Genomic DNA, 25,741 nt, shown 5'->3' on the forward strand with positions numbered 1-25,741 from the left:
TATAGCCGTGCGTCGATAATCTTAATCGACGAGGTCAGGGGTTCGACTCCCCTCGGCTCCACCATCCTGCTTCGCGCTTCGCGCTTCGCAGGACAGGTCCCCTTCTTTTCAGGCGCGAAGCAGGATGCGCTCTGGTGACCGACCCCGATATCCGCGTCGCGGCCCTGTACCGGTTCGCCGCCGTCGCCGATCCTTCACGCCTGCGCGACGACCTTGAGCGACTGTGCGGCGACGAGGTGCGGGGCACCCTCCTGGTCGCGCACGAGGGGGTGAACGGGACGATCGCGGGGCCCGGGGCAGCGGTCGCGCGGGTCATCGACGGCCTGACCGCCCTGCCCGGCTTCACTGAGACCGACGTCAAATATTCTTCCGCCGAACGGATGCCGTTCCATCGGCTGAAGGTGCGGGTGAAGCCGGAGATCGTGACCCTGGGCCTGCCCGACCTCGAGCCGGCCTTGAACGCCGGGACCTATGTCGCGCCTGAGGACTGGAACGCCCTGATCGCCCATCCGGACACGATCGTGATCGATACGCGCAACGACTACGAGGGCGAGGTCGGGGCTTTCGCCGGAGCGGTGCAGCCCAACACGCGGTCGTTCCGGGATTTTCCGGAGTGGTTCCGGACCGAGGGGCGCGCCCTGCTCGATCGACCGAACCCGCCGAAGGTGGCCATGTACTGCACCGGCGGGATCCGCTGCGAGAAGTCGACGGCCTTCCTGAAGTCAGAGGGTGTGACGGACGTCTTCCATCTGCAGGGCGGCATCCTGCGGTACCTGGAGACGGTGCCCGAGGCCGGGAGCCTGTGGCAGGGCGAATGCTTCGTCTTCGACGAACGGGTCGCGGTGGGGCATGGGCTGGCGGAGGGGACGCACACCCTGTGCCGGGGGTGCCGGATGCCGGTCAGCCCCGAGGGTCGCACCTCGCCCCACTATGTCGAGGGCGTCTGCTGCGAGCGGTGCTACGACACACGGACCGAGGAACAGCGGCAGGCGGCGCTGGAACGGGATCGTCAGGTCAGGATCGCCGGGCGGCTGGGCATCGCCCATATCGGGGCGAGGCAGGACCGGGACTGAGGCTCAAGCAGCGAGGCGCCGCGCGCCGGGCGATAGCCTGCAAGAAACCCCTACTGATCCTCGTCGAACTTGCGTGCGACCAGTTCGCCCAGGGCGTCGATGGCCTCCCGGGCGTCGGAGCCCTCGGCTGAGATGTCGATCGAACAGCCGTTGCCGGCGCCGAGCATCAGCAGGCCCATGATCGAGCGGGCGTCGACGGTGACGCCGTCGCGGGTGACCTGGATCTCGGCCTCGAAGCTGGAGGCCAGTTTCACGAATTTCGCAGAGGCGCGGGCGTGCAGGCCGCGCGTGTTGCAGATGTTCGCGGTCGCCTTCGCGGTCGGCATGGTCTCGCCCAAGGCTATTTCTCGCCGGCCAGGACCCAGGAGGCCACGGAGATGTATTTGCGGCCCGCGTCCTGGGCGTGGGCGACGCAGGTCTCCAGCGTTTCCCGGCCGCGCACGCTCGCCAGTTTGATCAGCATGGGCAGGTTCAGGCCCGCGATGACCTCGGCATGGGTCTGTTCCATCACCGAAATGGCCAGGTTCGAGGGGGTGCCGCCGAACATGTCGGTCAGCAGGATGACGCCCGAGCCGTCGTCGACGGCGGCGGCCGCATCGACGATGTCACGCCGCCGGCGCTCCATGTCGTCCTCAGGCCCGATACAGATGGCCGCGACCCCGCGCTGCGGGCCGACCACATGCTCCATGGCGGACAGGAATTCGGACGCGAGGCCACCGTGGGTGACGATCACAAGGCCGATCATGCCGAGCCGATCCTGGAAAGCGTCTGCAACGCGACTTATCCCCTATGCCGTGGATCGGAGGCCCCCGCCCCGGTCCAAGCGGGCCTAGATAGGCCAAACCGATGCCGGATTAAAGCCGGTCGATGGCCAGGGCCAGAGTCTGGATCGCGGAGGCCGGCCGGATGTCCAGAACCAGACGCGGCAGGCCCACGTCCGCCACGATCTCGAACGCGGGTTCGGGCAGCCTTTCGGGTGTTGCCTGAACACAGTCGACCAGCAGGCAAACCCGGGCCGCAGGCCGCGTCGCCGCGTCCAGCACGCCCAGCCCCCTCGCCTCGATCCGTCCAGCGATCCGCTCCGGCGCGCAGGCGTGGAGGCCGTCGCCCGACGCCCAGACATGGGCGTAGTCGTCGGCGACCAGCCGCCAGCCCGCGTCGATCAGGCGCAGCGCCATGTCGCTCTTGCCCGATCCGGACGGGCCGCGCAGCAGAACGGCACGCCAGCCCGCCGGGCCGTACCGGGCGACCGCCGTCGCATGGATGGGCTGGGTCAAACCCGGCGACCCACAGCGGGCAGCGCCACCTCGAACAGCGCGCCCAGGATGGCGCCCGAGGCGTCCAGCCGGTTCGCGGCCGTGACCCGCCCCCCATGCGCCTCGACGATCTGGCGCACGATCGACAGGCCGAGCCCGGAGTTGGACCCGAAGGCCGCGCCGCGGGGCCGGGAGGTGTAGAAGCGCTCGAACACCGTCTCCAGGTTCTCGGACGGGATGCCGGGGCCGTCGTCCTCGACCCGCACATGCAGCGGCAGGGCGTCGACGTCATCGCGGATCACGCTGACGCGAACCGTCGCGCCGGCGGGACTGAACGAACGGGCATTGTCGATCAGGTTGCGGAAGACCTGGCCCAGAGGCCCGTCGCGGCCCATGACCCGCGCCGCGCCATCAACGGCGAGCTCCAGCGTCACCGGCGCTTCGCCCGGCTTGGATGTCGTCTCATAGACCCCGACGATGTCGGTCAGCAGGGCGGACAGATCGACGGGGCGAGGCCGGTCACGGGACAGTTCGGCGTCCAGACGAGAGGCGTTGGAGATGTCGGTGATAAGCCGGTCCAGACGGCGCACGTCCTGTTGCAGGACGGCGGTCAGGCGATCGCGTTTGTCCTTGTCCTGGACCAGATCCAGCGTCTCCAGCGCCGAGCGGATGGAGGTCAGGGGGTTCTTGATCTCGTGCGAGACGTCGGCCGCGAACCGTTCGATGGCGTCCATCCGGGTCGACAGGGTGTCGGTCATGGATTCCAGCGACCGGGCGAGGTCCCCGATCTCGTCGCGGCGGTCTTCCAGGTCGGGCAGGGAGATGGCGCGGGCGCGCTGCAGCCGGACCTGATCCGCCGCCGCCGACAGCCGCATGACAGGGCGGGCGACGAAAAGGTGCAGCAGCAGTGAAGCCAGAAGGTTCACCGCCAGCGCCACGAGAGCGAACGGGATCAGGGCGCGTCGCTGGGCGTCGAGGATCTGGTCAACGTCGTTGGCCTCCAGCGTCAGGACGCCGAGGACCTGTTGAACATGGCGGATGGGCAGGGACACCGAGACGACCCGTTCGCCGTTCTCCGAGCGTCGGACCGTCGTCTGGGGATCACCGGCGAGGGCGGCGAGGATCTCGTCTTCCAGCGCGATGTTGGCGGTCTCGAGCGTATCCGCCGCCTTGTCGGTGCCCGTATCCGGCGGCGCGGGCGTTCCGGCCGGGCGAGCCGGCGGGAGGGGTTCGCCCTCGATGGTGTCGGAGACGTCGAAACTGTCGACCAGAAGCACCCCGTCCCGGTCGAAGATTCGGGCGCGCTGCCCCTGCGGGACGAAGCGATCGATCAGCACCTTGGCCGACTGGTCGCGGTTCAGCTCGGGAACAGGCTCGCCCCGCGTGTAGTCTTCGTCGCTGAGAACCTTGGACAGGAGCTCGGCCTGGCCCAGCAGGGATTCCTGACGCGCCTCGACCAGACCCGTGCGCCACTCGTTCAGCGCCAGGGCCCCGCCGAGCAGGATCAGCAGGCTGGCCAGATTGAGGACGAGGATCAGCCCGCCGAGCCGCGAGCCGCCGAAGCGGATCAGACGGCGGCGAAGCGGCAGCTCCTCGGACGATTCCGGAGGATCAGCTCTCGCGGTATCGATAACCGACGCCATACAGGGTCTCGATCGCGTCGAACTCGTTGTCGACGACCCGGAACTTCTTGCGCATGCGCTTGACGTGGCTGTCGATCGTGCGGTCGTCGACATAGACCTGATCGTCGTAGGCGGCGTCCATGAGGTTGTCGCGGCTCTTCACGAAGCCGGGGCGCTGGGCCAGGGCCTGGAGCAGCAGGAACTCGGTGACGGTCAGCTTGACCGCCTTGCCGTCCCAGGTGCTCTCGTGGCGGGCCGGATCCATGACCAGCTTGCCGCGACGGATCGCCTTGCCGCTGATTTCGGCCGAGGGCTCCGGCTCGCCGCCGTCGCCGCCTGAGCGGCGCAGCAGGGCCTTCACCCGCTCGATCAGCAGACGCTGGGAGAAAGGCTTGTGGATATAGTCGTCGGCGCCGAGGTTGAAGCCGAGGATCTCGTCGATCTCCTCGTCCTTCGAGGTCAGCATGATGACCGGGATCTGGCTCGTCTGACGCAGGCGGCGCAGCACCTCCATCCCGTCCATGCGGGGCATCTTGACGTCCAGGATGGCCAGATCGGGCGGCGAAGCCTCCAGTGCTTCAAGGCCGGTGGCGCCGTCGTGATAGGCGACCACCTTGTGACCGTGGCTCTCGAGAGCCAGCGACACGGAAGCGACGATGTTCTCGTCGTCGTCCACCAGGGTGATGTTGGCCAATATGAAGGTCTCCTCGTCTGATCCTGACAGAAGTCGGGAGCGTCTGAACGCACGGCAAGCGTAACCGTTCGCCTGCGATCGCGGTGACTTTACGGCCACAGTCCGGCGCTGACCAGTTTCCTTCGAAGAACGGGGCGCGAAACGGGACCTTAAAGCCTTCTCGGCTAGTCTCGTCTCCAAGACCGCAGAAAGCGCCCCCATGGCTGGACCCGTCCACTACGAGCTCTACATCCGCAAGACAGCGCCCGCGCCGTGGTCGCTGATGCTGGCCACGGAAGAGCGCAAGCACGCCATCGACACCGCCGAGGAAGTCCTGAAGGACAAGCACGCCGTGGCCGTGCGGGTCACCAAGGAGACCCTTGATCCGGACACGATGGAGTTCAACAGCGTCACCGTCCTGACCAGGGGCGCGCCGGAACCGCCAAAGAAACGGCTGGTCAACGCGGACGAGGACCGTTCGAACTGCCTGGGCCCGCAGGACCTGTATGCGCCGCACGCCCGCGAGCTGATCGGACGGGTGCTGGAGGACTGGCTGGGGCGCAACGGCATCACCGTTTTCGAGCTTCTGCACCGGCCGGATCTGGTCGAAAGGCTCGAGGCCTCCGGCGTCGAGCTGCAGCACGCGATCCAGAAGGTCGCAATCCCCGAGAGCCAGGCCACGGGTCAGGCCTCTCACGAGCTGATCCGCCACTATCAGAAGCTCGTCGGGCAGGCGACGGAGCGGGTGGTCACGGCCGGCCGCAAGGGGAGCTTCACCGACCTCGCCAACCGGTCGCTGGCCGATGTGGCCCAGAAGCTGGCGGGCGCGCCGGATCGATCCTTCATCATGGGGGGGATCATCGCCGGCGCCCTGGCGGGTGTGCGGGGCGCGCGACCGCGTCTCGACCGGCTGATGGACCTTGCCGACCGGGCGCCGGGCGAAGGCGCGCCGCGCGCCATGGTGATGGTCGCGATCGAACAAATCCTGTGCGAACAGCTGGGCGCGCGAACCAACCTGTCGGAAATCCTGGGACCTGCGCTGGATCAGGGCGGCAGTCTGGCCGCCGTGGTTCGGATGGTGGCGCCGCGCGAGATCGACATGCTGATCCGCCACGATCCGCGCATGGCCCTGCTCATGCCGTCCGTCGACGGCCCGGCGGCCCGGCTGGGCGCCCGGATCGAGGCCGGCGAATATCCGATCCTTGCTTCCTCCCTGGCACGCATGGTCCTGCGCGAGCTGATGGGACCGCGCCGCCTTCGGCCCGCCGATGCATCGGGCGAGATCGACATCCTGCGCACCCTGGCCATGTCGCTGACGGCGACAGCGGGACGTCTGTTGACGCTGGAGGAGGTCCAGACGGCCTTTACCGAGCGGTCCAAGAGCCTGGTCACCGCTGATTTCGTCCAGGCCTATGTCGTGCCCTGCGAGACCGTCCTGTGCGAGGCTGAACAGCTGACGCGACTGTGCGAGAACGTCACCGGCGGTGCGAACAAGCGCTCGGCCGCCCGCTGGCTGGCCGCCTGCGTGACCTCCCTGCGTTTCGAGAGCGAGATGCGCATCAGCGCGGCGACGGCCTCTAAGAAGCTTCAGATCCTGGCCCAGCTGAACCGGTCCGTCGTCGCCGCCGCCCTGTCGGAACACGACACCGGACAGATCGTGACCGCCATCGGCCATGTCGGCGGGGTGGTGGAGGCCGAGGCCAAGCTGACCACGCAGTTGGCGCGAGCGCCTGTCACCGTTCAGCAGAAGCTTTCGGCCCTGCTTCGGCTCGCAGCCGGGGAGACCGCTCCGCTGGGACCGGCCGCCGACCGGGCCAAGGCCGAGGCGATCAAGATCTGCCGCGCACCTGAAGCCCGGGCGGCGTTGAGCGCTGCGCCGGAGACCCTCGCCCCGCTCAAGGGACTGATGAAGGCGGCGGGGTTGGCGGCTTGATATAGGAGCTAACGCGCGCGACGCGGTCTCGCGCTTGCTTGAGCCCTGTCAGTCGAAGATGTCGAAGATGCTGTCGCGCTTCTTCTTTTTGTAGCGGTAGTCATCGTCATCGCGATAGCGCGGTTGTTCGCGGTATTGCGGCTGCTGCGGGGCCTGGCCCCACGGTGCGCTCTGAGGAGGCGCGCTCTGCTGGGGCGGCGGGGCATAGGCGGGCTGGGCCGGAGTCGCAGAGCCGACGGCGCCCTCCATCAGCTTTTCCAGTTCTCCGCGATCCAGCCAGACGCCCCGACAGGTGGGGCACATGTCGAACTGGACGCCGTTGCGGTCCAGCGTCTGCATCTGGGCGTTGTCGTTGGGGCACATCAGCAAAGGCATGGGCGGTCTCCTGATCGACGAATCTGGGTCCAGATGGCGCATCTGTCAGAACGCGCCAACCGGGGCGGGGTGTCGCAGCCCCGCCCCGATCAATCAAATCAGTCTTCCGACAGGACGATGACGCGGTCTTCCGGAAGGTAGTCCAGCGCCTCGGACTTGGACGGATTGACCACGACGCCGCCCATGTTGCGGCCGTCTCCGTCTTCGGCCTCGCGTTTCCTGCGATAGCCGATCGCGGTCTCGCCGCGCTGACGGGCGGCTTCGGCGATCGTGTAGAAGGTCAGTGGTCCGGACAGGTCCGCATAGTCGCCGACCGGGCGCATGTAGATTTCCGAACCGTCCTCATCGAGCAGGTCGTCGAAGATCGAGGACAGGTATTCGTTCTCGGACGCCTGGGCCAGCATCAGGCTGACCAGTTTGTTGGACACCACGAAGTCGTCGGCGCGGGTGACCTCGGCCAGCTCGCGGTTGCGGATATCGATCATCTCGGAAACAACCGAGATGTGGGTGCCCAGCCGCTCGGACAGTTTGCGCAGATGCAGCAGGGTGATCAGCGTCCGCGTATCGGCCGACTGGGCCTCCATGGTGTCGGAATAGCCAAGGACCATGATGGAGTCGTAGCTGACCGGATCCAGCGCCTCGATCGAGGCCGAGTGGCTGGTGTCGATGGTCTTTGCCGTGACCTTCATGTTTGTCGAGCCCAGAGGCATGGAGGCGATCTCCTCGGCGAAGCCGGGAGTGTCGCCTGCCACGGTCAGGGTCGAGCCGGGGCGGACGTATTTCGACAGCTCATAGGCGATCATCGGGCCGCGACGGTTCCAGCCGATGATGAGGGTGCGCTCCGCTTTCCGACGCACGGCCTTGGGCTTGCGGATCGCCGCAGCGTCGACGGCGTCGTCGGGCAATGGCGTCATTTTGATCGAGGCGTCGTCCTCTGCGATGATGATCGCGCGGGCGCCGGCCGGGATCACCTCGTCCATCGGCGGGTTCATCTTCACCTTGCCGTCGGCGTAGCGCAGGCCGATCAGGGCGGAATCTTCATAGCCCATGACGGCGTCGCCGTAGGTCATTCCGACCAGTTCCTCGAGCTCGGTCGTGTAGATTTCGCAGCCGTCGAAATCGAGCAGTTCGGAATAGACGGCTGACAGACCGGCCTGACGGCTGGACTGGACCACGATGCGCGAGATCAGGTCGTCGGCGAGAACAAGCTGGACCTCGTCGCCGCCGACGATGCGGGCGACCTCGGCGTTCTTCGCGTCGCGCAGTTCGGCCGCGATCAGATAACGCTCCTCACGCCGCTTCGGATCGTTGGTGAGGGCGAGAACGGTCTTGATGACCTGGCTGTCGGGATCGTCGACGCCTTCCGGCGACACGACGATGATCGAGCGGCAAGCCTGGGGGTTGACGATCGACAGGTCGAACAGGTCGGTCGGATCGCCCGAACGGCAGATGATCTGGGTGTTCTTGAGATCTGAGACCTTGTCGGCGATCTCGTCCTCCATCTCGACCTTGTCCTTGTTGGCCATGATGACGATGCGAGGCTTGCTGCGGCTCTCGTTGGCGATGACCAGTTCAGAGATGATGTCGAAGATCGACGCCGACCAGTTCAGGATGATGGTGTGGTCGGTTTCGAGGACGCGCGAGCGACCCTTGCGGGCTTCCTCGATCTTGGCGTCCAGCCCCGCCGAAATGATGGAGATCAGGGCCGAGAAGACCAGGATGCCCATCAGGGTCACGAACAGGGTCAGAAAGCGGAACGGCCATCCCGAGTCGCCGCCCATGGTCCCGGCGTCCATCGTCCGCATCAGCGACTGCCAGGCCGCCTCGAAGAAGTTGAAGCCGCCGTCCGGACCCATGCGGCTGATCGCCAGGATCGTCGCGGCGAACAGGATCACGACCAGGGTCACCAGGCTGAGCCAGCCGACCAGGGCGACCGGTCCGCCGGCCATCGACTTGTCGAAGCCGTACTTCAGGCGTTCGCCGAGGCTGACGTCGCCCGTTTGCTGTCCCTTGGTGGTGTTCGGTTTGGCGGCGGCGCCCTTGACGGCGGCGCGCGCGGCGTTGGCGCGAGTGATCGATCCCATGGAGCGATGCGTATCCCTGACTGTCCGCCCGCCCCCCTGGCCGACGCTACGTCTTGCGACAATTCGCGCACGGACGTTGAAAGGTCACGCTTAAAGCCCTTTTCCGGCCTTTGGAAGCTGACGATTTCCAACTAGAAGACCGCTCTCCCCACTCGCGGCCTGAGGATTTCTCATGCGCTATCTGCACACCATGGTCCGGGTCGCCGACCTGGACGCTTCCCTGCATTTCTGGACCACCCAACTGGGTCTGGAGGAGGTGCGCCGGCTGGAGAACGAGAAGGGCCGCTTCACCCTGGTCTTCCTGGCCGCGCCCAAGGACAAGGAACGCTCGGCCGCCGAGCGCTCGCCCGAGGTCGAACTAACCTGGAACTGGGACCCGGAGACCTATACGGGCGGTCGCAACTTCGGCCACCTCGCGTACAAGGTCGACGATATCCATGCGACCTGCCAGCGGCTGATGGACTTGGGCGTGGTCATCAACCGCCCGCCCCGCGACGGCAACATGGCCTTCGTCAAATCACCCGACGGCATCTCGATCGAACTGCTGCAGGAGGGGACGCCGCTGACCCCCGCCGAGCCCTGGCTGTCGATGCCCAACACCGGGACCTGGTAGGCGTGCGTCTGATTCTTCCGGGCGTCGCGGCCGTTCTGGCCGCCCTGCTTGCCGGCTGCGCCTCGACCTCGGAGACCAATCCCGGCCGCACCGCGACCGAACAGCTGCTGATGGCGCGCGCCGCCGACATCGCCGTCGACGGTCTGCGGCTGCCGATCCCGCCGGGTTCGCGCGTCTTCGTCGAGAACCGCTACATGCAGGGCGAGGGCTCGGCCTATGCGACCTCGGCCATCCGCTCGGCCCTGTCGGAAGCGGGCTTCGCCCTGGCCGACGACAAGGGCCAGGCCGACGCCGTGTTCGAACTGCGCGCCGGCGCCCTGTCCCTGGAACAGATGCGCCGGGTCGTGGGCCTGCCGCCGCTGGCCCTGCCGATCAACGAGAACCTGAACGTCGTCTCGATCCCCGAACTCAGTCTCTACAGCCGCCGCGACCGGGTCGGCGTCGCCGAGTTCTCGGGCTTCGTCTATGACGCCCGGACGGGCGCGCCTCTGGGCGCCGTCTCGCCGATGATCGGCGAGTACCGCATCCGCAGCCACAAGGTGCTGATGATGGTGACCTGGGGCCAGCAGTCGGCCCGGCCCGGCGAACGCGACCCCGGCGACAGCTGGCGGGAGTTCTAGGCTTCGGCCGTTTCGACCGGTGACGGGCGCGGCGGCCCCGCCTATGTTCGCCCCATGTCCGATGCCGTCGCCGAAACCCCGCCCGCAGACCGCTCCCTGACGCAGGACGGGCCCGCCGTCCGGCTGTGGCTGATCGACGCCTCGGCCTACATCTTTCGCGCCTACCACGCCCTGCCGCCCCTGACGCGCAAGTCGGACGGCCTGCCGGTCGGGGCGGTCCAGGGCTACTGCAACATGCTGTGGAAGCTGTTGAAGGACATGAAGGGCGCCGACGGCCCGACCCATCTGGCGGCGATCTTCGATCATTCGGAGAAGACGTTCCGGAACGACCTCTACGACCAGTACAAGGCTAACCGTTCGGCCCCGCCGGAGGACCTGATCCCGCAGTTCCCGCTGGTGCGCGAGGCGACGGCGGCGTTCGGGGTCCATTGCGTCGAACTGCCCGGCTACGAGGCCGACGACCTGATCGCGACCTATGCCTGCAAGGTGCGGGACGCGGGCGGGGAGTGCGTCATCGTCTCGTCCGACAAGGACCTGATGCAGCTGATCGGCCCCTCGGTCGTCATGTGGGATCCGATGAAGGATCGCCGCCTGGCCGAGGAGGCGGTGATGGAGAAGTTCGGCGTCACGCCGGACAAGATGATCGACCTGCAGGCCCTGATCGGCGACAGCGTCGACAATGTGCCCGGCGCGCCCGGCATCGGGCCGAAGACGGCGGCCCAGCTGCTGGACGAATACGGCGACCTCGACACCCTGCTGGAGCGGGCGGGCGAGATCAAACAGCCGAAGCGGCGCGAGACCCTGATCAATTTCAGGGACCAGATTCTGCTCAGCCGCCAGCTGGTCCGGCTGACCTGTGACGCCCCGGCGCCCGAGCCGATCGACGACTTCAAAATGCGCGATCCCGATCCGGCGGTGCTGTCCGCCTTTCTCGAGACGATGGAGTTCCGGGGGCTTCAGCGGCGGGTCGGCGACGGCAAGCTGGCGGGACACGACGGGTCGGCCTTCGCCCCGTCGCGCCCGGCCGCCCCCCTGACCGCCCCGGTCATCTCGCCCCGCTATGCGCCCCAGGCGATTTCGGAGGAGGTCGAGAAACAGGCCTTCGACACCGAGGCGTACCGCTGCATCCAGACCCTGGAAGAGCTGGACGCCTTCCTGGCGAGGGCGACGGAGGCGGGGGTGGTGGGGTTCGACACCGAGACGGACGCCCTGTCGGCGACCCATGCGGGGCTGTGCGGGGTCAGTCTGGCGATCGGGCCGAACGACGCCTGCTATGTGCCTTTGACCCATGAGCACGAGCCGCGGGCGGGCGGGGGCGGGCTGGACTTCGGGGATGCGGTGGAGACCCGGGCGCCCCTGAACCAGCTCGACAAGGCCACGGTTTTAGCCCGGATAAAAATAATTCTTGAGGATGAATCCGTCCTCAAGGTCGTCCAGAACGGAAAGTACGATCTGGCCGTCATGGCCCGGCGGGGCATTCGTGTCGCGCCCACCGATGACACCATGCTGATCAGCTACGTCCTCGAGGGCGGGCTGCACGGGCACGGGATGGATGAGCTCTCAAGGCTGCATCTGGGGCATGACCCCATCCCGTTCAAGTCGGTGGCCGGCACAGGCAAGGCCCAGAAGTCGTTCAGACACGTCGAGCTGAAGCCGGCCACCTGCTACGCGGCCGAGGACGCGGACGTGACGCTCCGTCTGTGGCGCATCCTCAAGCCGCGGCTGGCGGCGGAGGGTCTGGCGACCGTCTATGAGACCCTGGAACGGCCCCTGCCCGCCGTCCTCGCCGACATGGAGATCGAGGGCATCCGCGTCGATCCCGCCCGCCTGCGCCGCCTGTCGTCGGAGTTCGGCCTGCGCATGGCCGAGCTGGAGCAACAGGCCCACGAGATCGCCGGCCGCCCCTTCTCGATCGGCAGCCCCAAACAGATCGGCGAGCTGCTGTTCGGCGAGCTCAACCTGACCGGCGGCAAGAAGACCGCATCCGGCCAGTGGGAGACCGGCGCCGCCACGCTCGAAACCCTGGCCGAGACCCACCCCCTGCCCCGCGCCATCCTCGACTGGCGCCAGCTGTCCAAGCTCAAGGGCACCTATACCGACGCCCTGGTCGCGGCCATGGACGAGGCCACCGACCGGGTCCACACCTCCTACCAGCTGGCCGCCGCCACCACGGGCCGCCTCGCCTCCTCCGACCCCAACCTGCAGAACATCCCGATCCGCACCGAGACGGGCCGCCAGATCCGTCAGGCCTTCATCGCCCGCGACAACTGCGTCCTGATCTCGGCCGACTACTCCCAGATCGAGCTGCGGCTGCTGGCCCATATCGGCGACATCCCCGAGCTGAAACGCGCCTTCAAGGCCGGGATCGACATCCACACGGCCACGGCGTCCGAGATGTTCGGCGTCCCCGTCGACCAGATGGACCCCGAGACCCGCCGCCGCGCCAAGGCCATCAATTTCGGCATCGTCTACGGCATCTCGGCCTTCGGCCTGGCCGCCCAGCTGAACATCGACCAGGGCGAGGCCGGCGCCTATATCAAGACCTATTTCGAACGCTTCCCCGGCATCCGCGCCTATATGGACGCGACGAAAGCCGAGGTCCGCCAGGCGGGCTTCGTCTCCACCGTCTTCGGCCGCCGCATCCACATCCCGGCCATCCATTCAAAGTCGGGCGCCGAACGCCAGTTCGGCGAGCGCGCCGCCATCAACGCCCCGATCCAGGGCGCCGCCGCCGACATCATCCGCCGCGCCATGATCCGCATGCCGGCGGCCCTGGAGGCGGCCGGGCTAGGGGATGTGAAGATGCTGCTCCAGGTCCACGACGAACTGGTCTTCGAATGCCCGGACGCCCTGGCCGAGACCGCCATCCCCGTCATCCGCCGGGTCATGGAGGGGGCTGCGGAGCCCGCCGTGGCGCTGACTGTCCCTCTGGTGGTGGAGGCGCGGGCCGCGAAGAACTGGGACGAGGCGCACTAGGGCGGCGGAGTCAGCTTGGCGACAGCCCGTTTGGGAACGGGATACTGTTCCGCGTCAGGGAAGTACGAGCCTCGCTGTCACTCCAAGCCGCAGCGCCAGTCAGGCAGTTCGCCAGAGCGCTGATGCTGTGCTGAGTGACAACACGGACACCTCGCATGCAGTTGACCGAGGTGTAGGTCTGGGTTGCTTCGTTCCCGAAGATTCTCACACCCTTGAGGACCTCGCCCGTTTCGGCGACGGAGCGCCGTGTGTTCTCGGCACGGGGATAACAGTCCCGGAAACGCGGCGAACTATTGAAGATGTAGCTATCGGTATTGGCGCGGCACAATGAGACATAGGTGGCGATGCCGCCGCCGAGAGAGTGCCCCGCAACGGAGATTTTGGCGTCAGGACCGAGCCGCATCCGGAGGTCATCGTAGGTGGCAAGGCCGCGCGCATTCTGACGCCCCCACAAATTGCCATTCCACCAGTCGAGAAGGGTGTCGTTCTCCGTCCCCCGATAGGCGATCACCCATTCCGGCGGATGCGCCGACCAACGGCGCTCAAAAATGACATAGGCGTAACCGATGTCGTCGTTGGCCTTGCGTTCGAACTCTTCGACCGTAGGCCCCAGATCGAATGAGGGAGCCGCATAGGCATTGGCGGCCATTTGCGCGTACAGCCAAGTCTCCTGGGCGGTCTCACGGGTCTCATTGCACCAGCCCGAACGGTGGTCACAGCCCGTCAGGGGGGTGACCGTGTCGACTTGTCTGTGTGCACAACCACCGACAGCTAACAGAACGGCGGCCAAAACGAACCCAACGAAGCTTCTCAACGGCTGGCTCCCTACCTGAAGTTGAGACGCACACTTTATCAATCGATGTTCGTTGGCAAGCAGTCGCTGGCGGCGGCCGCCTTATGCCTCAAGCCCTTGGCCGAGCCGTCATCCGCCGCGTCATGGAAGGCGGCCGAACCCGCCGTGGCGCTATCGGTGCCGCTGGTGGTGAAGGCGCGTGCCGCGAAAACCGGGGACGAGGGCCACTAAAGGGCGGGCACGCCGCGGGGTTTGACTGGAGGTTGGGCGTGGGGCCCGTGCGAAGGGTCGCTAGCAATTAGGGCTCGGCTGACGGTTAGATCAAAATACGGCGACCCACCAACTCACCAGTTTTTACGCGCGGCGATCATCGAAATGACCTTGGCTCGAACTTCATCCAAGTCGTCGGGAAGATTCTTCTTTTTGAGCCGCTCCCAGCGCCCGTTGAATTCTTCTTCACCTAACAGGTCGCGAAGGGCCTTCACGGATAGGGTCAGATAGGCACCCCGGTCAGAGGACACCACAACGCCAGTCATAGCTTCCATAAACGACAGATAGTCGCGATCTTGCGTGCGTGGTCCCGCTACCCGATTCAATATTTTACGGGTCTCCACTGCGTGCCAAGGACTGTCTCGTAGGGCGAACAACATCCCACCTAAGCGCGGCAAACCGATTATTTCTGAGCGGGTCAGTTTGAGAATTCGGCCGACGACCCTGTCCATAAAGGTCCTCAGTTGAACGGCCGTCAGGATGCGCGAGGGTTCATCTGTGGGCTGGTCTCCGGCGAGCCCGTGGCCCCACAACTCGGATCGACCAATCCCTCCAGTGAGCCACGAAATGGCTTGGCCATCTCCTGCCAAGCGCTCAAGCGTTTCGCCGATTTCGAATCCATCTATTGATTTGTGAAAGGTATGGATGATCGCTTCTGCCGTATCCCACACATCGACAAACATCTCGCGCTTTGGCCGCAGAAGATAGTACTCATCCATCACGTCCGCAAATACAGCGACAACACCGCGCGCCGTTTCCGCGTCCATACTTGGCGCACGCGCAGTCAAGCGTTCCATAACTACATCGGCATAATCGCCACCCAGTGGCCGATCTGTACGGACCCAGGCCATAAACATCTGAGCCGCTCCCGATAAATCCACTCGGGACTTTTCAAGAAAGCGAGTGAACGTGGACTCGCTTAAGTGCTGAGGACCCAAGACGCCTTGGCGATAAATAGGGTTGTATGAATCGCTAATAAAACGACGGTGCGCTTCCCACTCGTTTTTTCCATTGCTTTCACCGCCGAATAACCAACCATCGTCACCTTCATTGGCCATCAATACCCCCTTATAGACGGCAAAATAGACCGAAGAATCATTAGCCGATCCTCACGATGTTGTTGAGCGCTGTCTAATATATCATCCAGTCTCGACCTAAGCGCCGCCGTGCGCGATGGGTCCGAACCTCTACGGTGTCTCGTTGATCGAACCGCAAGATAATCGTCAACCCACCTCGCAAGTGGTCGGTCAAAATTCACGAGACAGAGATGAACTAGGTAGTCTGATAGATCGACATCGTCGGAGACATCCGGCCACAACGTCATCATTACATTGTTTATTATTCCGATACGGCGCGGAGAGTTTAGATATGTTCTCACTAAGGCGTCGATAACTCCCGCAACCCGTTGGGCCTCCGAATCGGATCGGTAAGGGTTGTTTGTTTGTCTTAGCGGGCGGCCGACGACGCCTAGGCGGCCCTGATCCCCCATCAGCGCCTTGGTCAAGATTCTTCGCAGGTCCACCGGCTCAGGTTTAGGAAGAACAAGAGGTACCTGGACGATTTTATCAAGGTATGACCGTCCAATATCGGCTTCATGATCAAGATCGAACCCTATAGGTTCGCGATCAAAGGCTACAATGTAAGTAGTGTTAGGAAAATCTGCGACCGCCCTGATTAAACGAAATACCTCTTTTGCCTCCGACAGATCGAGTCGATCAACATCGTCAATTATGATTATAATCTTTTGCTTTAGCAAAATCAGTCGCGTAGCTATGTCTTGTTTCAGCTCTCGCAGCGTTTCGTCCTTCGGCTTGAAGGCGGCTGCGCACGAAACGATGAACCCCGTGATCGCTCCTGTTTCTCTGGCTACAGGCAGATTCAGGGCATCCTTTACCCACGATAAATGGGGCAGTTCAGGGAGCGACTTCAAGCGGTCTGCGATACGAGCGAACTGGCGGAGACGATTAGCAGTCGCCTGTCTTTGTCGCCGCTCAGCTACGTCCCACCGTTGGCTTTTCTTCTTTTCCCGAGGCTCTATGCTGCGAGACATCTCCGCGAAGAGTTCATGCAGCAGTGCATTTCGGTCATCGACCAGCCACGGTGCGAAACGCACCACAATCGTGGAAGGCTCTTCCTCGATCTTCTGTGTGAGAAAGTTGAGAAAGGTCGACTTTCCCATGCCCCAAGGACTTTGGAGCCCGACAACTAGTCCATCTTCGGGCTGAAGATCGATAATTCTCGCCGCGACCGCATCTGCGACCGCCGCTAATCCTAGTTCGTCGTGGAGCCGGTCCGTCAGCGGCCTGTCAGAATTATACATGGCGCTCGACTTTAACGGACGAGGCGCTGCGGTACAGCCTTTTGGCGCCCCCTGCCGGCCGGGTCGTTGTCGGTGAAGAAGGTCTATCCGGAGTAAGGCGCCCCGTCCTTGTCCGCGACCCGCTCGATGAAGGTGTAGGCGCCCTTCTTGTGCCGGATCAGGCGGAACCAGGCGCCGGGACCCTCGAACGGGGGGTATTGGCCGGGCGACAGGAAGGCCTCGCAGCCGAACAGGCCGTCGTCCCGGTGAACCATGGCGTGGACCGGGCCGCCTCCGGCGTTCTCGAGGAAGTGGGACTGGCGCAGGAACATGATGGTCTCGCGCCCCCTGGGCCGCCTAGGCACGGTCCCGGTGGTCGGCGAGGGTCACGCAGCCCAGCCGCCGGAGCTGGATGCCGGCCGCCTGTTGCAGGATGGCGCCCGGGGAGAGGCGCTCGATCTCGGCCAGGAGGCTCTTGATGCCGCAGCGGCCGTCGGCGCTGGTCAGGTCGAGGCCGCGCAGGGGGGCCAGGAGCCGCTCCAGGTCGGGGGCGGCGGGACGGGGGTCGGGGGTGGGTGATGTCATTTGAAACGCCTCGGGGATGGGGGCCGACCCGGGGGTGGTTCAACACCCGGGGCGGGGCGGAGGCAAGGGTATGTTCGTGGTTTGTTCTGGTTTGTGCACAGGTAGGGATTGGGGATTGGGGACCAGGGATCAGGGCTTGGGGCTTGTCATCCCGGCCGACGCGAAGCGGAGAGCCGGGACGTCGGATTCCGGACTTCGTCGCTCCCGGAAATCGCGCTGGCGATTGTCCGGGAGACGGTCCGACCGGCCCCCGCTGTCTCCCGGACAGCCGCTTCGCGTCTTCCGGGAGCGTCGAGGTGAGGGCTTTCGTCCCGGATAATCGCTGGCGCGATTTCCGGGATGACAAAAGCGGATGGGGATTGGGGATTTGGGAAGGAAGGCTCGCGGGTCGATCGCATGCGATCGCCTGTGCGCCCCCAGAGGGGGAGGGAGAATGCGAGTTGCGTGTCGCGTATCTTTTTTGACCCATCAACGGATCGGCGGAATCGGGCTGTGATTTCAAGGGTCGGGTCTGATTAGAGGGTTTTTGTGCGCCCTGGTGTGGGGCGGCCCCAGACTGTGGGGATGGGGAAGCCGAGCAAGCTGAGCGAGGAACAGTGGGAGGCGCTGTTCGATCTGGATCGGGCGGGGGTGAGGCGCACCGAGCTGGCGGGGTGGTACGGGATCTCCCTGGGGACGATCTGCTGGCAGGCGCGCAAGCGCGGGCGGATGAAGGGCGGGGATCCTCTGGCCGTCGATCGGCGCCGGCGGCCGGTCGAGGGGTGGGCGGAGGACCATGTCTTTGCCCAAAGCCGCAGCGGGATGACGCCCGGACGCTGGCGCGAGCTGCTGGACCGGCGCAACGCCGGGGAGGCGGACGCGGTGCTGGCCTTCGACTATCGGGTGCATCCGTCGACGATCGCGGCGGCGGCGAAACGCTATGGCCAACGGAAATGCGATCTGGCGGGGGCGGTGTGGCGGCCGCGCGGGCCGCAGTGGGGGTCGGGGCCGGCGCGGCCGGAGCTGGGCTTTCGCATCGACCGGAACGATGCGCGCGTGCACCGGGAGGCGGTCGCCCGGCGGGTGCGGGAGGCGGCGCTGGAGGGGCGGATGGACGACATCCGCCAACTGCTGAGGACCTCGGCGGCGCTGGACACCCTGATCCCCGGGCCTTGGCATGCTAGGGGGCGGGGATGAAGACTGAGACCCTTGATGTTCTGGTGGTCGGCGCGGGCGCGGCCGGGATGATGTGCGCGATCGAGGCGGGGCGTCGGGGGCGGCGCGTGCGGGTCGTCGATCACGCGCGGGCGCCGGGCGAGAAGATCCGCATCTCGGGCGGGGGGCGGTGCAACTTCACCAATACGGGGACGAGCGTGGCGAACTTTCTGGGGGAGAACCCGCGGTTCGCGGCGTCTGCCCTGGGGCGGTATACTCAAGGTGATTTCGTCAAACGGGTCGATCGGGCGGGGATCGCCTGGCACGAGAAGACCCTGGGCCAGCTGTTCTGCGACGACAGCGCGAAACAGATCATCCGCATGCTGACCGACGACATGAGGGCGGCGGGGGTGGTCCTGTCGCTGGGCATGGGCGTGGACCGGGTCGAGCGGGTCGGCGACGGGTTCGAGGCGGCGCTGTCGGACGGGTCGGTGGCGCGGTGCGCCTCGCTGGTCGTGGCGACGGGCGGCAAGTCGATCCCGAAGATGGGGGCGACGGGGTGGGGCTATGACCTCGCGCGGTCGATGGGGTTGAGGGTCACCGAGACGCGGCCGGCCCTGGTGCCGCTCACGTTCGAGGCGGGTCTGCTGGAACAGACGACGCCGCTGGCGGGGGTGGCGGTGGATGCGGTGGTCTCGGCGGGGAAGACGCGGTTCGAGGAGGCCATGCTGTTTACGCATCGGGGGCTGTCGGGGCCGGCGGTCCTGCAGATCAGCTCCTACTGGCGCGAGGGGGAGGCGATCACGGTGAAGATGGCGCCGGGGGTCGATGTGCTGGCGCGGCTGAAGGCGGCGAAGGCGGAGAACGGCGGCAAGCAGGCGGTGCATACGGCGCTCGGTCACATCGTGCCGCGCCGGCTGGCCGAGGTGCTGACCGCGCGCGAGGGCGCCAACGGCAAGCTGGCCGAGGTCGGGGACAAGGTGCTGGCGCGGCTGGATGCGGCGGTGAACGGCTGGACCGTCAAGCCGGTGGGGTCGGAGGGGTACCGGACGGCCGAGGTGACCCTGGGCGGGGTGGCGACGGACCAGCTGGACCAGCAGACGATGGCGGCCAAGTCCGTGCCCGGCCTGTATTTCATCGGCGAGGTGGTCGACGTGACCGGCTGGCTGGGCGGGTACAATTTCCAGTGGGCCTGGAGCTCAGGCTGGGCGGCCGGCCAAGCCTGCTGACCGGGCCTGCTAGTGGGCTTCCGGCGGGCGGGCGGCGGGGTCGAGGTAGTCGCTCTCGGCATGATGGTGGGCCGAGAGGACGAAGCGGCGGTCGCAGTAGCCGCACTCGACGAAATTCTCGCCGCCCATGTCGAGATAGACCAGCGGATGGCCCAGCACGCCGCCGCCGTCGCAGGCCACGCGTTTGGTGGAGACCGTGATTTCCTCGGGCGGGAGGACGAGTTGATCGGGGTGACGCGGCGGCATTGATCGGTCCGTGGTCTTGGCGCGAGAGGGTGCGACGCCTAGTTAGACGGCCTGCCTTCCCGCTGAAAGCCCCCAAGCGCGTCCATGGACGCGCGCCGAAAGAATCTGATGACCGAGACCGAAGCCCTGCCCGTCAACGCCATCGAGGTGCGCGGGCTGGAAAAGACCTATGCGGGCTCGAAGAAGTCGCCGCCGAAGACCGCCCTGCGGGGGGTGGATCTGGTCATTCCGAGGGGGTCGATGTTCGGCCTTCTGGGTCCGAACGGGGCGGGCAAGTCGACCCTGATCAACATCCTGGCGGGGATCGTCAACAAGACCGGCGGAACGGCCGCCATCTGGGGCCGCGACATCGACGAGCGGCCGCGTGACGCGCGTGCGGCCCTGGGCGTCGTGCCGCAGGAGATCGTGGCCGATGTCTTCTTCACCCCCAGAGAGGCTCTGGAGGTGCAGGCGGGCTTCTATGGCGTGCCGAAGTCGGAGCGGCGGTCGGACGAACTGCTGGCGGCGCTGGGCCTGTCGGACAAGGCCAATGCCTATGTGCGGGCCCTGTCGGGCGGGATGAAGCGGCGGCTGATGGTGGCCAAGGCCCTGGTGCACAATCCGCCGATCCTGATCCTGGACGAACCGACGGCCGGGGTGGACGTCGAGCTGCGCCGCCAGCTGTGGGAATACGTCCGGCGCATCAACGCCGAGGGCGTGACCGTGCTGCTGACCACTCACTATCTGGAGGAGGCGCAGGAGCTCTGCGACACCATCGCCATCATGAACCGGGGCGAGGTCGTGGCCTGCGAGCCGACACCGCAGCTGCTGCGCCGGCTGGATACGCGGAACGTCGTGGTGACGCCCGAGCACCCGCTGGACGGAGTTCCGATCGTGGCCGGGTTCGAGGTGGTGGCGCGGGCCAACGGCGCCTTCGCCATCAGCTACAAGAAGGGGCAGTCGTCGGTGGAACAGGTGCTGGCCGCCGTGCGCGCGGCCGGGATCACCATCTCGGACATCACCACCGAGGATCCGGACCTGGAGGACGTCTTCCTGGCCCTGACCTACAATGATGCGAACGCGGTCAGTCCGACGAAGGATTGACCGAGGCGCCGCCCATCTCTTCCCACAGCCAATCCTGAAAGCGCCGCATGGCGGAGGTTTCAGGACGCGAGATCAGGCGGGTGAGCCAGTAGCGGCCGACGTCGACCTCGACCGCGAAGGGCTGGACCAGCAGTTCCGCCGCGAGTTCGCGGCTGAACAGGACGGGCGGCGCAAGCGCCACGCCGAGACCGGCGGCGGCGGCCGACGCCATCAGGGCCGAACTGTCGAAAATGGGACCGCGCAGAATCGGCGCGGCCACGCCCGCAGCGTCGAACCACAGGGCCCATTCATCCGGCCGGTACGAGCGCAACAGCCGCTCGTGGACGAGGTCGGCGGGGGATTTGAGCCGTGCGGCGACGGCCGGCGCGCAGACCGGCGTCATCGGCGCGCCGAGCAGCGGTTCGGCATGGACGCCGTGCCAGGCGCCGTTGCCGAACCGGATCGCGAAATCGAGCGCTTCGGCGACCAGATCGACGCGGTTGTTGTTGGTCGAGATGCGCAGGTCGATCGAGGGATGAACGCGGGCGAAGGCGTCGAGACGCGGCAGCAGCCAGCCGGTCGCGAAGGTGCCGACGACGCCGACCTTCAACTGTTCGCGGAACCGGCCTTCGCCATATTGATCGAGCGTCGCAGCGACGCGGTCGAACATCTCGGCGAGGACGGGAACAAGGGCCTGACCTTCGTCGGTGAGCGCGATCCCCCGCGGGAGCCGGTGAAAGAGGCGGGTGTCCAGACGGCGTTCGAGCTGGGCGACGTGATGGCTGACGGCGCCCTGGCTGACGCAAAGCTCGATCGCCGCGCGGGTGAAGTTGAGATGGCGGGCCGACGCCTCGAAGGCGCGCAGGGCGTTGAGCGGGAGCTGGGCGCGATCCATCGCTCACCCTCAAATATTCTCATGGCTCTGTCGAGAAATCATGCTTTGTCGCCGACGCATCGGATCGTCATTTCGGGGGGGAAGAAGGGAAACATGATGATCAAACTGATGACGGTCGTGGCCTGGCTTGCGGGCCTGGGAGCCCTGTCGGCGCCAAACACGGAAGCCGCGCATGAACCGGTAGCCGGGGTTGCGGTAAGCGGGTCAGCGCGAAGCACGGATGATCCGTTGACGAGGCCGATGGCGGCGGAACAAGCCAGAAGCTGGCTTGCGCCCCGGCCGCCCGAGAAGATTTTCGGGGACAGCTATCTGGTCGGATTCGGCGGCCTGAGCGTCGTGCTGATCGACACGGGCGCGGGTCTGGTGCTGGTCGACAGCGCGCTGCCGCAGGCGGCGCCGGCCATCCTGGACAATGTTCGCAGTCTGGGGTTCGACCCTGAAGACATTAAATTTATTCTAAGCACAGAACCGCACTTCGACCATGCCGGCGGCCTCGCAGCCCTGGCGCGCGATACGGGCGCGACGGCGGTGGCGAGCGCCCGCGGCGCCGACGGCCTACGGGCCGGAGCCCATCTGGAGGACGATCCCCAGCGGGCCTACGGCGGCGCCTGGCCGCGCGTGACGCAGATCCGGGTGGTGGAAAACGGCGAAGTGATCCAGCTCGGCCGCACAGCGATCACCGCCCATGCGACCCCGGGGCATACGATGGGCAGTATGAGCTGGAGCTGGCAGGCGTGCGAGGGCGAGGCCTGCAAGGCGATCGTCTTCGCGTCGAGCCTCAACCCCGTCTCCGCCGACGGCTATCGCTATACCGCACCGGCGGGCGCTCCGATCCTCGACGGGTTCGCTGCGACCTACAGGCTGATGGACGGACTGGATTGCGACATCCTGATCTCCGCCCACCCGGACAATGCGGGCGAGGGGCGATACAATGACAGGCCCGGCGCGTGCCGAACCTATGTCCAGCGATCACGCGGATTGCTGGCGACCCGACTGGCCAACGAGCGCAACGGGACGGCGAGATAGGCCTGTTCTGTCTCTGACCCGGACTGCGCCGGACGCCGGGGGCCCGGTGTCAGCGAGGATCCCGGCGTAGCGGCGGACCGCCACGCCGGGATCGTCAAACGACCTAGAAGGTCGCCCGCAGGCCGAGGTTATAGCTCGGGCCATATTCGTGGATCTGGAACGGGCGGCTCTCTTTGCCGAAGTAGACCGCCTGACGCGCGTCCAGGATGTTGGTGCCCTCGGCGAAAACCTGGAAGGTGTCATTGACCTGCCAGGAGGCGCCGAAGTCCAGGGTGCCGAAGCCGTCGGCCATGATGGCCGAGTTCTCGTCGAGAACCGCGTTGGAGCCCGGGCTGATGTTGCCGTTGGCGGCGAAGTCGGACCGGTAGGTGTAGCTGAAGTGCGCCTCGAACGGGCCGCGTTCGAAGAAGGGGCTGATCGAGAAGCTTTCGTCCGACACGCCCTGGAGGCCGGCGGTGGTGACGACGCCCGGCGTGGCCTCGATCTGGGCCTCGCTCTCGGTGAGGGTGGCGCTGGCCGACAGGCCGAGGCCCCAGTCCAGCTTGTACGAAACGCCGACCTCGAACCCCTGGATGGTAGCGTCGCCGATATTCTGGGGCCGGGTGATCTGCAGATCGGCCGTCAGGGTCTGGCCGGCCTGGGTGGCGAACAGGATCTGTTCGGTGCGGGCGATGCCGCCGATGAAGTCCGAGATGTCCTTCGAGAAGACCGCGCCATACAGGGCCCCGAAGTCGTTGAAATACCACTCCAGCGAGGCGTCGTAGTTGACCGAGGTATAGGGCTGGAGTTCCGGATTGCCGCCGACGCCGACCCTGGCGCCCGGCACGGCGGTGTCGAGCGCAGTCTGGCCCTCCAGGAACACCCGGGTGATCAGCCCGCTGTTGGGAACCACGGCGGTGCGCAGATCGGCGAGGGACGGCCGGGTCAGGGTGCGCGAGGCGCCGAGGCGCAGCAACACGTCGTCGCGCAGCTCGAAGTTCAGGTTCAGGCTGGGCAGGAACTCTTCGTATGAGCCCTCGAAGGTCTGGGGATTGACCACGGTGGTGACGGCCCCGGCGGCGTTGCGGCCGGCGGTCAGCAGGGTGCCCTTGACCAGGGTGTCGGTCGAGACCCAGCGAAGGCCGAGGTTGGCGTCCATCGGCACGGGGCCGAAGTCGACCGAGAAATCGGCGCGGCCATAAAGAGCGGTGATCTGCTCGTCCACGCCATAGGACTGCTGAAGATCGGCCCCGGTGGCGACCAGGTCGTCCGACTGGGCATTGGTGTCGTTCGACTCGTTCGGGATGACGAAGGAGATGCCGTACAGGGTGCGATTGTAGGTCAGGCCCTGCGGGTACAGGTTGCCGATCGACCGGTCGAAGGCGTTGGACGGCAGCTGCTGGTCCAGGAAGGCCGGGGTGTTGACGTCGATGCCGGGGCGCGCCGTCAGGACCCGGTCACGGCGCTGATAGTCGCGGCTGCGGTCCGTGTACTGGCCGCCGAACCGGATCGAGCCCAGTTCCAGCGCGCCGAAACGGGCGTCCAGGTCCCGCTGAATGTTCAGCAGGGCGGTCTTGTCGTTGTCTTCGGAATTGATCGGCCGGGTCCGGTATGTCGTGGCCCGGGTCGACGTCGGGCTGGACAGATCCAGATTGGTCAGCAGCGAGGCGTATTCGCGATTGCCGATGGGGTCGTCGCCGAAGTCATAGCTGTAGGTCAGGCCGGCCGGGTTCTCGGCGGTCGCGCCGCCGATCCGCTGCAGCGGCACGGGCAGGAAGGAGTTGGCCTCTGAATAGCTGATGGACGGCGTCACGGTCCAGCCGAGCACATCCCAGTCCGCCTGAAGTTTGACGAACAGGTTCTCGTGCTGCTGCTCGGAGTATTCGGCGCTGCGGTCGATACGACCCCCGTTCATCTGTCCGGCATAGAGGACGCCGTCAACCACGCGTGCGCTGGAGGCGACGAAGCGCGTCGTGAAGTCCGCGCGTCCGCCGAAGCCGAAGCTGATGCGGTCCTCGTCGATGACGTTGTTGAAGCGCGAATACAGGGCGTCCGCCCGCAGGGCGAAGCTGTCGGTCGGCTTCCAGGACAGGCCGGCCATGGCGCTGATGCGCGTGCGCTCTTCCTGTTCCAGGGTCAGCTGGATCTCGTTCGGCGCCGAGACGGTCGCACCATTGATCACGCGGTTCGTATAGCCCGTGGTCTGGACGCGATCGAACTGGACGTGGCGGGTGGCCAGGGAGACGCCGGCGACGACGCCGAAGGTGCGGTCGGCGTTGCGCCAGCCGGCCGAGATCGAGCCGTTCGGCGTGTTCTCTTCGGTCCGGTTCTCATAGTGGCTGAAGATGCGGGCCGTGGCGAAGGGCTCGGTCGCCAGGGCGTCGGCGGTGCGGATGTCGATGTTGGAGCCGATGCCGCCGTCGATCAGGTCGGCCGTCGGGGACTTGGTCACGACGATGGCCGAGATCAGGTCGGCGGGGATGACGCGGAACTGGAACTGACGGCCGCTCTGGTCGGAGTTGCGGATGTTCTCGTTGTAGGCGATCGGCGAGCCGTTCAGGGTCACCGACTGGAAGTTGGGGCCGAGGCCGCGGACGCTGACGAACTGGCCTTCACCGGCCTCGCGCGAGATCGAGACGCCCGGCACCCGCTGCAGGGCCTCAGCGACGTTCACGGCGGGGAAGTTGCCGATGTCGGACGCCGACACGACGTCGGAGATCGAGTCGGCGCGACGCTTGATCGTCAGGGCGTCAGCCAGGCTGTTGGCGAAGGAGCCGGTGACGACGATGTCGTCGACCGACGTCTCGTCCTGGGCCGGAGCCGTCTGGGCCAGGGCGGCGGCGGGCGCGGCCACGGCGGCGGCGCCGGCCATCAGGACGGAGCGGGTCTCGGTCTGGGTCAGGCGGATCATGAAATGTCTCCCGGTGTCATCGGGAGATCGCCAGCCCCATGCGACGCGCTCCCCACGAAGCGGCGCCGTGTAGCCAGCAGGGGCGAC

The 25,741-nt window shown here is 66.2% G+C and carries 24 protein-coding genes; 9 read left to right on the forward strand and 15 right to left on the reverse strand.

Going from position 1 to position 25,741, the window contains the following annotated elements; all coding sequences use genetic code 11:
- Positions 1 to 134 precede the first annotated feature (134 nt).
- Entirely contained in the window at positions 135 to 1,073 is a 939-nt protein-coding gene (locus RMO01_RS07520) for a rhodanese-related sulfurtransferase (protein WP_309628425.1), read from the forward strand.
- 50 nt (positions 1,074 to 1,123) lie between these two features.
- On the opposite strand, the gene RMO01_RS07525 is transcribed toward RMO01_RS07520, so the two are convergent.
- The 5 genes from RMO01_RS07525 to RMO01_RS07545 all read right to left on the reverse strand — a co-directional run bounded on the left by RMO01_RS07525 (position 1,124) and on the right by RMO01_RS07545 (position 4,645).
- Positions 1,124 to 1,399, reverse strand: coding sequence for an HPr family phosphocarrier protein (locus RMO01_RS07525; protein WP_309628426.1), 276 nt, complete (start codon positions 1,397 to 1,399; stop codon positions 1,124 to 1,126).
- A 14-nt stretch (positions 1,400 to 1,413) separates the two neighbouring features.
- The gene (locus tag RMO01_RS07530) at positions 1,414 to 1,818 is read right to left on the reverse strand and encodes a PTS sugar transporter subunit IIA (protein ID WP_271084494.1); all 405 of its coding nucleotides are present in this window, start codon (positions 1,816 to 1,818) and stop codon (positions 1,414 to 1,416) included.
- A 109-nt stretch (positions 1,819 to 1,927) separates the two neighbouring features.
- Positions 1,928 to 2,350: an HPr kinase/phosphatase C-terminal domain-containing protein gene (locus RMO01_RS07535; RefSeq protein ID WP_309628427.1), complete on the reverse strand. Its 423-nt coding sequence runs from the start codon at positions 2,348 to 2,350 to the stop codon at positions 1,928 to 1,930.
- A complete protein-coding gene (locus tag RMO01_RS07540; protein ID WP_309628428.1) occupies positions 2,347 to 3,972 on the reverse strand; it encodes a stimulus-sensing domain-containing protein in 1,626 nt (541 codons plus the stop codon). Before RMO01_RS07540 ends, RMO01_RS07535 begins: the two co-directional genes overlap by 4 nt.
- A complete protein-coding gene (locus RMO01_RS07545; RefSeq protein ID WP_309628429.1) occupies positions 3,941 to 4,645 on the reverse strand; it encodes a response regulator transcription factor in 705 nt (234 codons plus the stop codon). Before RMO01_RS07545 ends, RMO01_RS07540 begins: the two co-directional genes overlap by 32 nt.
- Before the next feature lie 199 nt (positions 4,646 to 4,844).
- On the opposite strand from RMO01_RS07545, the gene RMO01_RS07550 reads away from it, so the two are divergent.
- Positions 4,845 to 6,557 carry a hypothetical protein gene (locus RMO01_RS07550; protein WP_309628430.1) on the forward strand — a complete coding sequence of 571 codons (1,713 nt, stop codon included), beginning with the start codon at positions 4,845 to 4,847 and terminating at the stop codon, positions 6,555 to 6,557.
- 48 nt (positions 6,558 to 6,605) lie between these two features.
- On the opposite strand, the gene RMO01_RS07555 is transcribed toward RMO01_RS07550, so the two are convergent.
- Together RMO01_RS07555 and RMO01_RS07560 are read right to left on the reverse strand one after the other, a co-directional pair.
- Entirely contained in the window at positions 6,606 to 6,932 is a 327-nt protein-coding gene (locus tag RMO01_RS07555; RefSeq protein WP_309628431.1) for a zf-TFIIB domain-containing protein, read from the reverse strand.
- 98 nt (positions 6,933 to 7,030) lie between these two features.
- The gene (locus tag RMO01_RS07560; protein WP_309628432.1) at positions 7,031 to 9,016 is read right to left on the reverse strand and encodes a CASTOR/POLLUX-related putative ion channel; all 1,986 of its coding nucleotides are present in this window, start codon (positions 9,014 to 9,016) and stop codon (positions 7,031 to 7,033) included.
- A gap of 172 nt (positions 9,017 to 9,188) precedes the next feature.
- Here RMO01_RS07560 and RMO01_RS07565 point away from each other — a divergent pair, with 172 nt between their 5' ends.
- The 3 genes from RMO01_RS07565 to polA are packed head-to-tail and all read left to right on the forward strand — an operon-like array spanning position 9,189 to position 13,225.
- The gene (locus RMO01_RS07565) at positions 9,189 to 9,629 is read left to right on the forward strand and encodes a VOC family protein (RefSeq protein ID WP_309628433.1); all 441 of its coding nucleotides are present in this window, start codon (positions 9,189 to 9,191) and stop codon (positions 9,627 to 9,629) included.
- Between the two features lie 2 nt (positions 9,630 to 9,631).
- Positions 9,632 to 10,249 (forward strand): DUF6655 family protein, encoded by a 618-nt coding sequence (locus RMO01_RS07570; protein ID WP_309628434.1) that lies wholly within the window; start codon positions 9,632 to 9,634, stop codon positions 10,247 to 10,249.
- A gap of 54 nt (positions 10,250 to 10,303) precedes the next feature.
- Positions 10,304 to 13,225 (forward strand): DNA polymerase I, encoded by a 2,922-nt coding sequence (polA, locus tag RMO01_RS07575; RefSeq protein WP_309628435.1) that lies wholly within the window; start codon positions 10,304 to 10,306, stop codon positions 13,223 to 13,225.
- Positions 13,226 to 13,235: 10 nt separating this feature from the next.
- Here the strand turns inward: polA and RMO01_RS07580 are convergent, their stop codons facing one another.
- From RMO01_RS07580 to RMO01_RS07600, 5 genes are all read right to left on the reverse strand, one after another.
- The gene (locus RMO01_RS07580; RefSeq protein ID WP_309628436.1) at positions 13,236 to 13,874 is read right to left on the reverse strand and encodes a hypothetical protein; all 639 of its coding nucleotides are present in this window, start codon (positions 13,872 to 13,874) and stop codon (positions 13,236 to 13,238) included.
- A gap of 488 nt (positions 13,875 to 14,362) precedes the next feature.
- Positions 14,363 to 15,346 (reverse strand): hypothetical protein, encoded by a 984-nt coding sequence (locus tag RMO01_RS07585; protein WP_309628437.1) that lies wholly within the window; start codon positions 15,344 to 15,346, stop codon positions 14,363 to 14,365.
- A complete protein-coding gene (locus tag RMO01_RS07590; RefSeq protein ID WP_309628438.1) occupies positions 15,346 to 16,608 on the reverse strand; it encodes a P-loop NTPase fold protein in 1,263 nt (420 codons plus the stop codon). Before RMO01_RS07590 ends, RMO01_RS07585 begins: the two co-directional genes overlap by 1 nt.
- 83 nt (positions 16,609 to 16,691) lie before the next feature.
- The gene (locus RMO01_RS07595; protein ID WP_309628439.1) at positions 16,692 to 16,919 is read right to left on the reverse strand and encodes a hypothetical protein; all 228 of its coding nucleotides are present in this window, start codon (positions 16,917 to 16,919) and stop codon (positions 16,692 to 16,694) included.
- 25 nt (positions 16,920 to 16,944) lie between these two features.
- The gene (locus RMO01_RS07600; protein WP_309628440.1) at positions 16,945 to 17,172 is read right to left on the reverse strand and encodes a hypothetical protein; all 228 of its coding nucleotides are present in this window, start codon (positions 17,170 to 17,172) and stop codon (positions 16,945 to 16,947) included.
- A gap of 564 nt (positions 17,173 to 17,736) precedes the next feature.
- Here RMO01_RS07600 and RMO01_RS07605 point away from each other — a divergent pair.
- Together RMO01_RS07605 and RMO01_RS07610 are read left to right on the forward strand one after the other, a co-directional pair.
- Positions 17,737 to 18,348, forward strand: a complete 612-nt coding sequence (locus RMO01_RS07605; RefSeq protein WP_309628441.1) for a hypothetical protein — start codon at positions 17,737 to 17,739, stop codon at positions 18,346 to 18,348.
- A complete protein-coding gene (locus RMO01_RS07610) occupies positions 18,345 to 19,535 on the forward strand; it encodes an NAD(P)/FAD-dependent oxidoreductase (RefSeq protein WP_309628442.1) in 1,191 nt (396 codons plus the stop codon). The genes RMO01_RS07605 and RMO01_RS07610 overlap by 4 nt, the downstream gene beginning before the upstream one ends.
- Before the next feature lie 9 nt (positions 19,536 to 19,544).
- On the opposite strand, the gene RMO01_RS07615 is transcribed toward RMO01_RS07610, so the two are convergent.
- On the reverse strand, positions 19,545 to 19,781 hold the full coding sequence (locus RMO01_RS07615; RefSeq protein WP_309628443.1) for a zinc-finger domain-containing protein: 237 nt from the start codon (positions 19,779 to 19,781) through the stop codon (positions 19,545 to 19,547).
- A 108-nt stretch (positions 19,782 to 19,889) separates the two neighbouring features.
- Here RMO01_RS07615 and RMO01_RS07620 point away from each other — a divergent pair, with 108 nt between their 5' ends.
- Entirely contained in the window at positions 19,890 to 20,864 is a 975-nt protein-coding gene (locus RMO01_RS07620; RefSeq protein ID WP_309628444.1) for an ABC transporter ATP-binding protein, read from the forward strand.
- Here the strand turns inward: RMO01_RS07620 and RMO01_RS07625 are convergent.
- Positions 20,845 to 21,738, reverse strand: a complete 894-nt coding sequence (locus RMO01_RS07625; RefSeq protein ID WP_309628445.1) for a LysR family transcriptional regulator — start codon at positions 21,736 to 21,738, stop codon at positions 20,845 to 20,847. The genes RMO01_RS07620 and RMO01_RS07625 overlap by 20 nt on opposite strands.
- Before the next feature lie 240 nt (positions 21,739 to 21,978).
- On the opposite strand from RMO01_RS07625, the gene bla reads away from it, so the two are divergent.
- Positions 21,979 to 22,764: a subclass B3 metallo-beta-lactamase gene (bla, locus tag RMO01_RS07630; protein WP_309628446.1), complete on the forward strand. Its 786-nt coding sequence runs from the start codon at positions 21,979 to 21,981 to the stop codon at positions 22,762 to 22,764.
- Between the two features lie 103 nt (positions 22,765 to 22,867).
- Here the strand turns inward: bla and RMO01_RS07635 are convergent, their stop codons facing one another.
- Entirely contained in the window at positions 22,868 to 25,654 is a 2,787-nt protein-coding gene (locus RMO01_RS07635) for a TonB-dependent receptor (protein ID WP_309628447.1), read from the reverse strand.
- Positions 25,655 to 25,741: the final 87 nt, after the last annotated feature.

Source organism: Brevundimonas sp. (genome assembly GCF_031412435.1).
Lineage (GTDB): Bacteria > Pseudomonadota > Alphaproteobacteria > Caulobacterales > Caulobacteraceae > Brevundimonas.